The organism is Methylobacter sp. Wu1 (assembly GCF_036553575.1).
Lineage (GTDB): Bacteria > Pseudomonadota > Gammaproteobacteria > Methylococcales > Methylomonadaceae > Methylobacter.
Genome location: NZ_JAZHOC010000034.1, coordinates 55,071 through 63,769 on the forward strand (window position 1 = coordinate 55,071; position 8,699 = coordinate 63,769).

Sequence of the window (8,699 nt, forward strand, 5' to 3'; positions counted from 1 at the left end):
ATGACAACCGCTCCCGAAACCTTCCGTTACCGGCTGGCTGGGCCTGCCGGCAGCGTTTTTCCCGGCGCGCATCCGGGACAGATGGTCAGCAGCGGCCAGCTGTTCAAACGCCATGAACCGCTGATTGCGGCGCCCGACCCCCGGCGCATCGATCTGCACGCCAGCGTGCTGGACCCGTTCGGCAGCTATCAGGTGCGCGTCTACCAGCAGAAAAGCACGCTCGATGTCTACCTGATCGCCGATCTTTCCGCATCGATGTCGTTTTCCGGCAGCCTGAACAAACAACGGATACTGATCGATTTTCTATTGTCAGCCGCCAGCTCGGCTTTCAGTTACGGCGACAGCTTCGGCTTTATCGGCTGCGGACGACAGCTGGAACAGCGCTGGCTGCTGCCGGGCTGCCGGCAAATGGGGCGCGTCCGGGCGCTGGCGAAAAATCTGGAAAATCATGTTCTGGCACAAGGCTGCGAAAGTCTGCCGCAAACGGCGCGCTTGCTGCCCGCGAGCCGGTCGCTGGTGTTTCTGCTGTCCGATTTTCATTTCGGCACGGACTGGCTCAAAACACTCATGCAAACGCTCAACCGGCACGATGTGATCCCGCTGGTGCTGTGGGACAGCGCCGAATACGCCGATCTGCCGCCCTGGGGGCTGATCAGATACCAGGACATGGAAAACGGCGCCATGCGCACGCTGTTCATGCGCCCGGCGCTAAAGCAGAAAATCGTCCGCGCCTTCGAGCAGCGCCGGCGGCAGCTGCAGCAGGCATTCCGCGCCTTCGGGGCCGAGCCTTTGTTTATTGACGGACGCTACAAGGCCGAACACATCGATCATTATTTTCAGCAGAGGGCCGCATGAGAACCCTATTGACCGGCATCCTGCTGGCGTTGTCGCTGCTCGGTTGCTCGGACAGGCCGGCCGTCAGCGATGTCGAACTGCTCGCGCCGCGCCCGTTCGGCTATGTCATCGGCGACGAGATACAACACCGCGTCTTGGTCGAAACCCGCAACGGGGTCAGACTGCAGACGAGCAGCCTGCCACGGCAGGGGGCGCTCAACCGCTGGCTGAATCTCAATGACATCAAGGTCGAAGAAAGCCGGATCGGCGGCGGTTTCCGCTACACGATCGACCTGACTTATCAGGTTTTCTATGCCCCCAATGAAGTCAAAATGCTGACTATTCCGGGCTTCAACCTCGTACTTGGGCAAGGCGGCAAAACCGCCGAACAGGCCGTGCCGGCCTGGCCTTTTACCCTGTCGCCCCTGCGCGAGCTGGCGGTAAGGCTGGACGACACCGGCGAATACAAGCGCCCCGACGCCATGCCGCCCGCATTGCGGACCGACGGTCCGGTGCTCGGGCTGCTCGTCGCCGGGCTGATCGCCTTGGCTAGCGGGGCGGCTCTGGCCTATCTGTACGGCTATCTGCCGGGCCTGCCGCGGCGCAGCATCTTCAAGCGCGCCGGCGGAAAACTGGCGCGCCTGTCCGACCAGGAGCTGGAGCAGGGCCTGACGGTGCTCCATGAGGCCCTGAACGCGCTCAATCGCCAGCCGCTGTTCAAGCACCAGCTGGCCGGCTTTTACCGGCAGCATCCGCAATACCGGCAAGTAGGCGACCAGCTGGAATGGTTCTTCAACTGCTCCAACCGCTATTTCTTCGCCGGCGAGGCCGAACCCGGCGCGGAAGCTCTGAGCCGGCTCAGAAAGCTCTGCGCGGCCTGCCGCGAGATCGAACGGGGCAGCAAATGAATTTTGCCGTCGAAACGCCGTGGGTCCTGGCGGGCCTGCTGTTCATGCTGTGGCCCCTGTTCGATGACGGTGTGCGGCACAGCCCTTATCCGTGGCTGGCGATGCTGCCGCCCGATGCCGTTTCCGCCGGACTGACCGTCCTGCTGCGCATGCTCGGCATGGCGACGATCGCGGCGCTGGTGCTGGGTCTGGCCGGCCTGCACCGGACCGAGCAAAGCATCGAACGCATCGGCCACGGCGCCAACATCGTCTTGCTGCTGGACCGCAGCAACAGCATGGACAATACCTTCGCCGGCAAGGCGCCGAACAGCGCGGAGGAATCCAAGGCCGCGGCGGCGCGGCGTCTGCTGACCGAATTCGTCGCCGGGCGCCCGCACGACATGCTCGGCATCGCCGAATACAGCACCTCGCCGCTGTTCGTGCTGCCGCTGACGGAAAACAAACAGGCGATCCAGGCGGCCATTAATGCTACCGCCGCGCCCGCGCTCGCCTACACCAATATCAGCAAAGGCCTGGCCATGGCCATGTCCTTTTTCGACAACCGGGAGCTGACCGGCTCGCGCATCGTGCTGCTGGTGTCCGACGGGGCGGCGGCCATCGATCCCGACAGCGAACTGCAGCTTCGGCAATGGTTCAAGCAGCAGCAGATTCGCCTGTACTGGATTTTTCTGCGCACGGCCAACAGCCCCGGCATTTACGAGCGGCCGACGGATTCGCGCAACGACAATGCCGATGCGATGCCGGAACGCTATCTGCACCTGTTTTTCACCAGCCTGAACATGCCCTATCAGGCCTATGAAGCGGAAAGCCCGGATGCCCTGCAGAAAGCCATTGCCGACATCAATCGGCTGGAGCACCTGCCCCGACATTATCGCGAACGCATCCCCAAACAGGATTTGTCGGCGCTCTGTTACCAGTGGGCCGCCGGATTGATGCTGGTGTTGCTGGCTTTGAAATTGTGTGAGGTAAGAAGGTGACAAGAACCTTAAGGAACGCCGCGCTGTGGGGCGTGCTGGCAGCGAGCAGCTTCGCCGTTTTTTATGAACTGTGGGCGCTGTACCGGATCGACCGCGAGAACGCCTGGATGGAGCAACTGGCTTCGGGCCATGACATCGATATCGGCAAACTGGTCGGCGCGAAACCGGAAGTCAGGCTGGCGAGAGCGGTTTACTTCAAGAGCAAGCACCGTTACGACGAGGCCCTGGCGACGCTGAGCCTGATCATGGATGCGGGCGACCCTGCGCTGCAGGCCAAAATCCGCTACAACCTCGGCAATGTCTATCTGGAGCAGGCGGTCGAACAGGCCGAAGCCAAAAACTTCAATGAAGCCCTGCCGCTGGCGGGACTGGCGAAACAGGCCTACCGGCAGGCGCTGGCGTTGGACAGCCGGTTCTGGGACGCCAAATACAACCTCGAGGTCGCCATGCGCCTGCTGCCGGAAATGGACCGGGTCGACATCAAGGACGACAGCCCCGACAACCGCAAATCGCAGCCGTGGACGACCGTGCCGGGCTTTCCCAGAGGCCTGCCTTGATGAACTTTTCCGGTGTACACAAGGATTACCGCTTCTGGTGCCTGGTCCTGGCGCTGGCTGCCATGCTGGCGCTGTTCGTGCATCCCCGGGAGCGGCAGAAGCGGCCTGTCTATCATCTGACCTTCATCGTCGACATTACCCGCAGCATGAACGCGCAGGACTACCAACTGGACGACAGCCCCGTCAGTCGCCTGCAGTATGTCAAACAGACGCTGCGCGAATTGCTGACGAAGCTGCCGTGCCAGTCGAAAGTCGGCCTGGGCGTGTTTACCGAGCGGCGCTCGGCTCTGCTGTTCGAGCCGATCGAAGTCTGCTCGGGCTTTGCCGAGCTGGACGCCGCCATCACTGAACTGGACTGGCGCATGGCCTGGGCGGCGGACAGCCGGATCGCCGGCGGTCTGCTCAGCGCGCTGGAAATCCTGCAAAACAGCGATTCCAAAGTGGTGTTTGTGACCGACGGCCAGGAAGCCCCGCCCGTCAATCCGCGCTATCGCAGCGATTTTTCGGCCATCAAGGGCAAGCTGGACGGCATGATTCTCGGCGTCGGCGGCCTGCAGCCCGTGCCTATCCCGAAATTCAACGCCAAAGGCGAGCCCGCCGGATTCTACAGCGCCGAGGATGTGCCGCACCGCTCCTCGTTCGGCGAATCCAACCTCAATCCCGAAAAAATCGAAGGCTACGACGCCCGCAACGCACCGTTCGGCCGGGAGGCGGCGACAGGCAGTGAACATCTGGCCTCTCTGCGCGAGCCGTATCTGCAGCAGCTGGCGTCGGAAGCGGGCCTGCGCTATCACCGGCTGACCGATATCGATGCCTTGAACGAGGCCCTGCAAACGCCCGATTTCGCCGTGCAGAAACCGGTGGACGCCGATGTGCGCTGGAAAGCGGCCGTCGCGGCGCTGGCGTTGCTGCTGCCGATTTACGGCGGCTTGCTGAAACGATACTTAAATAGAGCAATAACCAGAGTTTGACTATGCAAAACTTAAAAAAGACCTTTACGTTTTCGTCACGAATGATCCTGCTTGCCACTGCCCTGACCGGCAGCCCGGCCTGTTTTTCGGAGCCGCAAAAAGAAGATATCCCCAATCTGGTCGGTGTCTGGACCGGAGAAAACACTACTTATTCAGAGCAGAAGGGGCATTCAAGCTGGGCCAAGACTGTCGAGATTTCCGAGCAGAAAGGGCGCATATTCAAAGGCCACTTCACCTTTTCGGGGGGAACCAAGCACTTTTTCGGGGCTATTTATCCTGACAACGCCTCGTTTACCTGGGTTGGCGCGGACAGCAAAGGCTATAATCATGGCCGTATTTTCAGCAAGGATCATGTCAGCGCCTGTTATGTTGAGTCCGGGGCGGAAGCCACCGTCGGCTGTGCCGATCTGGTAAGGAAAAAGCCATGAAACTTCAACCAAACTGATGATCGGCCGGTAACATATCAGCTTAAGCCACTAGGCAGGATGGGCTATGAAGGTGTAGATATAGCAATAGTCAGGCTGAATCTGTCTGAAAAAATTACTCGAGCGATGCGCTTCGTGCCTCAGCGCATCCCATAGCCCTTCTTGCATAAACCGCACGGATGTGGTTTATGCCGATATTGCGGGAGCAAATATCTGCCCTTGCAGTATGACCTCCACCATGCACTAACACCAAAAGTTCTTACAACATATTTATAAACAGAGGCAAAAGAGATGGCAATACGCTTAACAGATATCAATGAGAGCAAGCTGGAACAGCTGCAGGGTAAAGTGATTGGCGACGTAGCCGGATCATTGGGCTTGCTGATAGCCTATATCGGAGACAAACTTGACCTGTACAGCGCTTTGGCCGAGATCAGTCCGGCAACCAGTCAGGAACTGGCCGACAGCACCGGAATGGATGAACGTTATCTTCGGGAATGGCTTTCTGCCAATGCAGCCGCCGGGTATGTGAATTACGATTCCGCTGCCGGCAGATTTTCATTGTCGCCCGAGCAAGCCGTCGTTTTTGCTGCCGAGGGGCATCCGGCCTGCATGCAAGGCTTCTTCCAGGCAGTCATGTCCGCTTATATCGACGAACCCAAACTGACTGAAGTTTTCCGCTCCGGCAAAGGGTTGCCCTGGAGCGATCATAGCCCTTGTTTGTTCTGCGGCACCGAGCGTTTTTTCCGGCCGATGTATGCCATGAATCTGATCGATTCATGGCTGCCGGCACTTGATGGCGTCCGGGAAAAACTCGAAGCCGGCGCCAAAGTTGCCGACGTCGGCTGCGGGCATGGTTCCTCGACCATCCTTATGGCTCAGGCATTCCCTAATTCGGCTTTTCATGGCTTTGACTATCACGAACCGTCGATCGAACACGCGCGGGAGCGGGCTCGCGCCGCAGGTGTCGCCGGCAATACGATTTTCGAAGTCGTGACGGCGAAAGAATATCCCGGGAAAAACTACGATCTTGTCACGATGTTCGATGCTCTGCACGATATGGGCGATCCCATCGGCGCGGCCAAGCATATTGCAAGCACGTTGTCTGATAGCGGAACATTTATGCTGGTCGAGCCTTTTGCCGGAGATAGTCTGGAAGAAAACCTCCATCCTTTAGGCCAGATTTATTATTCGTTTTCAACGATGGTTTGCGTGCCCGCCTCCAAGTCTCAGGAGGTCGGGCTTGGGTTGGGCGCCCAGGCTGGTCAAAAAAGGCTCACCGAAGTGCTCAATGCGGGAGGCTTCGGCCAGGTAAGACGTGCTGCAGAGGCACCAACCAATCTGGTGCTTGAGGCTAAAGTTTAGATGTCTGTATCAATATTACCATTGCTTCCGGCAAATCCGGTCATCAGGCAACAAATTTGCCGCTAACCGATGGAGCTGATTTTCAGGGTTACTGGCTAAATTCGGCGATGGCGAGAGGGATAAATCCATCGCCATCGCCGCTGCGCATCAATGCATCCTGACTGGCTTTTTTGTACGCATCTTGGATTCATATGACTTCCATGGGCGTGATGAGGAACTTACGCCATCCTGCAAACGCCAGAAGCCTTATAGTTGCGAGCATAACCGCTCCAGGCGCTTGCCTAGGTGCAAAGCCGAAGAAGCCTATACGCGCTTCTTAACGGGCAGCGGCTTCGCGCACTTTCTGTATTGCAGGCAATAGCAGGCATGTTTCGGGCGACGTATCTTTGGCGGACAATACCACGTCATTGCCGTCGCCCCCCAGGTAGGAAATGTAGAGACCAACGTTGTCATCCGTGCAGCCGGCCAGCGCGCCTTCGGGCAGGCCGCGGAACTGGTCGACCAGCCGACGGTTAGCCGTAATGATCTGGAAGCTGTCGCCGTCTGCCGGCCTGAAGCCATAGTGTAGCGACAAGAGCAGGCCGGGCGGCAGTTGCCCAATGCGGCCGGTAAGGTCCTGGCTGCTGTTCAGTACAACTAAATCCGCTGTCAGAGTGGCGTAATGGCCCGCGCCGTTTTGCACCCGGACAGACCCGTCAGCCCCGGTAGTCAGGCTTGCGGGTTCGAGTCCGCCCAGGCCGAACTAGGTGGCGCTGGTTTTTAGAATCACATCGCGGTGGCTTTGGGTCGATGGATTGAGCAGCGTCCCGCTTTGGCCAAAACCCCAGCCAGCCGCAGGGTCGGGCGATGCCGAGATGATGAGCGTATCGCCTTCCGAAGCGCTGCTGCGGTGGATAAGCTGCCCCTGGTCCTGTACGATCTCGTCGCGCGTGATGAGGTGCGTGTCCGGCAAGGTTTCCAGGCGCGCTTTGCCGCGTATCGTGAGATCGCGGACCTGCACCGGCGTGCGTCCCAGGGCCGGATCAATCACCACGTTGTCATCGGCATCCAGCACCACGTCGTCTTCGGAGCCTGGCACGCGGCCGGAGCTCCAGTTGGCCGGATTGAACCAGTTGCCGTCGGTGCCGTTGAATAGAACGGCGCCGGTGCTGGTCGATACTGCCTGGGCGGGCAGGGACAGGATTAAGGCAATGGCGGAAAGGGTTTTGGCGAGTTTCATGTTAGTACCTCTTGAAAATATTGATGATAAACGTTGCATCAGTGTTATTGATGCCGTCTTAAAGCTCAAACTGAAAGTCAGCAGTTATAATATAGGGATGTAAGCCCGCAGGATTGGCCTTTGTAAGAATCCGGTCTTTCGGCAGCCTGATTCGGGATATTTTTTCTGCAATCGCAAAGTGGCGTCTTCTCGCCGATTTAATTTTTTGCTATCAAAAAAAGAGCGAGAGAAAACAAGGCCCTCGCTCATCGGTAGACACCAGGCTTTAAACACCATGGGTAGAGATAATGAAGGAAGAAGCAAAAAAACTGCAAAAAATCGTTCCATACATCGTAATATGAACCAATGCCATCGATGCTGGGCGTTAGCTATTTAATCCGTTCGGCTAAAACTGAATTTCGGGCAGCGGTCTGGCCAGGCCGTCGCCTGGAAAAAGCTGTGCCTTTGGCGTTCCAGAACGACTCAACGGTGCGCCAGTCGCCGCTGATGTGTTTTCTTCTGACCATGAGATGTTCCAGTGTTGTATTTATATTTGTTTTTGATTCTCTGCGCGAAAATAAAGTTAATAAGCCCAAGCTGGTAAAAATGGCCACCAGCTTGGGGAGTAAAGAGGAGCGCATACTTTTTCTTTAACAACGGGGTTATTTTGGCACCAGGGGTTTTTAAATTCAGTGAAGAATTAACGTTTTTTTTGTTAGAAAATTCACTATTAACAAGGATTAGCTTGTCGGATAATTCGCCGGGTTCAAGAGCATGCTGCGCGAACGTACACGCAACGGTTGTTTCCATTGGCTTTTGATCTTGATGTGCATCTCGTTCATACGCCAACTTGCATCAGCTGGCCGTTCTTTCCTTTCCGGAAAACAGCCTTCAGATGGCATGAATTTCAAGACTCTGCGCTAGATGCTGGAATGATCGACCGCTACGTCATCATCTCCTCCAGATTCCGGTAATTGAGCGGGTAAGCCTGATACACTCGGCGCAGAGCGCGATAATGTATTTTGTGCGGTGACCTTTGAGTCCGACCATATGAGCATCCAGGCAGTGTTAATTGGGTATGATCACTAAAATCAATGCTTACCTGGTAACGCAATGGCCGTATGAACGCCCCAGAGGGGCACACTGCGAGCCATTTTTAAAAAAATGGCTCGGGTGAATTAAATCTCTAAAGAGTAATCAACATACGAACTAGACTAACAGATTGTTTGGGCGGATTGTTTGTGGTAGTCTTCTCGCGCTGAACGCTATGCAAGTTATTCAATTTTAAAACACAAATAATAGAAATAATTGAATTGTCGCAGGCAGTCTTCGCTCGGCAATTTCACATGGCTCTTATTGGATTCCGGGGAGATACCCAAGCATTGTTGACTCCTTGAATTTGAGGTTCAGTATCGCCATATAGGACGGATGATTACCTTACCTCAACTATTAGACAACGCCAAA

10 protein-coding genes are annotated in these 8,699 nt (G+C 56.8%); 7 read left to right on the plus strand and 3 right to left on the minus strand.

Translation table 11 applies throughout. From position 1 onward, the window contains the following. From V2P20_RS04090 to V2P20_RS04120, 7 genes are all read left to right on the plus strand, one after another. Positions 1-855 (plus strand): MxaS protein, encoded by an 855-nt coding sequence (locus V2P20_RS04090; RefSeq protein WP_331816378.1) that lies wholly within the window; start codon positions 1-3, stop codon positions 853-855. Then, positions 852-1,742, plus strand: coding sequence for a nonribosomal peptide synthetase MxaA (locus V2P20_RS04095; RefSeq protein ID WP_331816380.1), 891 nt, complete (start codon positions 852-854; stop codon positions 1,740-1,742). The genes V2P20_RS04090 and V2P20_RS04095 overlap by 4 nt, the downstream gene beginning before the upstream one ends. Next, positions 1,739-2,719 carry a vWA domain-containing protein gene (locus V2P20_RS04100; protein ID WP_331816381.1) on the plus strand — a complete coding sequence of 327 codons (981 nt, stop codon included), beginning with the start codon at positions 1,739-1,741 and terminating at the stop codon, positions 2,717-2,719. The genes V2P20_RS04095 and V2P20_RS04100 overlap by 4 nt, the downstream gene beginning before the upstream one ends. Further along, on the plus strand, positions 2,716-3,276 hold the full coding sequence (locus tag V2P20_RS04105) for an MxaK protein (protein ID WP_331816383.1): 561 nt from the start codon (positions 2,716-2,718) through the stop codon (positions 3,274-3,276). The genes V2P20_RS04100 and V2P20_RS04105 overlap by 4 nt, the downstream gene beginning before the upstream one ends. After that, the gene (locus tag V2P20_RS04110; RefSeq protein ID WP_331816385.1) at positions 3,276-4,247 is read left to right on the plus strand and encodes a vWA domain-containing protein; all 972 of its coding nucleotides are present in this window, start codon (positions 3,276-3,278) and stop codon (positions 4,245-4,247) included. The genes V2P20_RS04105 and V2P20_RS04110 overlap by 1 nt, the downstream gene beginning before the upstream one ends. A gap of 2 nt (positions 4,248-4,249) precedes the next feature. Next, positions 4,250-4,675, plus strand: a complete 426-nt coding sequence (locus V2P20_RS04115; protein WP_331816387.1) for a hypothetical protein — start codon at positions 4,250-4,252, stop codon at positions 4,673-4,675. Between the two features lie 288 nt (positions 4,676-4,963). Beyond that, positions 4,964-6,037, plus strand: coding sequence for a class I SAM-dependent methyltransferase (locus V2P20_RS04120; RefSeq protein WP_331816389.1), 1,074 nt, complete (start codon positions 4,964-4,966; stop codon positions 6,035-6,037). Between the two features lie 316 nt (positions 6,038-6,353). On the opposite strand, the gene V2P20_RS04125 is transcribed toward V2P20_RS04120, so the two are convergent. The 3 genes from V2P20_RS04125 to V2P20_RS04135 all read right to left on the minus strand — a co-directional run bounded on the left by V2P20_RS04125 (position 6,354) and on the right by V2P20_RS04135 (position 8,045). Continuing rightward, complete coding sequence (locus V2P20_RS04125) at positions 6,354-6,719, minus strand: hypothetical protein (protein ID WP_331816391.1); 366 nt, start codon at positions 6,717-6,719, stop codon at positions 6,354-6,356. Between the two features lie 60 nt (positions 6,720-6,779). Further along, the gene (locus tag V2P20_RS04130; protein ID WP_331816392.1) at positions 6,780-7,295 is read right to left on the minus strand and encodes a G8 domain-containing protein; all 516 of its coding nucleotides are present in this window, start codon (positions 7,293-7,295) and stop codon (positions 6,780-6,782) included. 423 nt (positions 7,296-7,718) lie between these two features. Next, positions 7,719-8,045 carry a hypothetical protein gene (locus V2P20_RS04135; RefSeq protein ID WP_331816393.1) on the minus strand — a complete coding sequence of 109 codons (327 nt, stop codon included), beginning with the start codon at positions 8,043-8,045 and terminating at the stop codon, positions 7,719-7,721. Positions 8,046-8,699 lie beyond the last annotated feature (654 nt).

What these genes read in the sequence shown, in the direction of transcription:
- V2P20_RS04090 (WP_331816378.1), top strand. Translation starts at nt 1, where the DNA reads ATGACAACCGCTCCCGAAACCTTCCGTTACCGGCTGGCTGGGCCTGCC.
- V2P20_RS04095 (WP_331816380.1), top strand. Translation starts at nt 852, where the DNA reads ATGAGAACCCTATTGACCGGCATCCTGCTGGCGTTGTCGCTGCTCGGT.
- V2P20_RS04100 (WP_331816381.1), top strand. Translation starts at nt 1,739, where the DNA reads ATGAATTTTGCCGTCGAAACGCCGTGGGTCCTGGCGGGCCTGCTGTTC.
- V2P20_RS04110 (WP_331816385.1), top strand. Translation starts at nt 3,276, where the DNA reads ATGAACTTTTCCGGTGTACACAAGGATTACCGCTTCTGGTGCCTGGTC.
- V2P20_RS04115 (WP_331816387.1), top strand. Translation starts at nt 4,250, where the DNA reads ATGCAAAACTTAAAAAAGACCTTTACGTTTTCGTCACGAATGATCCTG.
- V2P20_RS04120 (WP_331816389.1), top strand. Translation starts at nt 4,964, where the DNA reads ATGGCAATACGCTTAACAGATATCAATGAGAGCAAGCTGGAACAGCTG.
- V2P20_RS04130 (WP_331816392.1), bottom strand. Translation starts at nt 7,295, where the DNA reads ATGCAACGTTTATCATCAATATTTTCAAGAGGTACTAACATGAAACTC.
- V2P20_RS04135 (WP_331816393.1), bottom strand. Translation starts at nt 8,045, where the DNA reads ATGGAAACAACCGTTGCGTGTACGTTCGCGCAGCATGCTCTTGAACCC.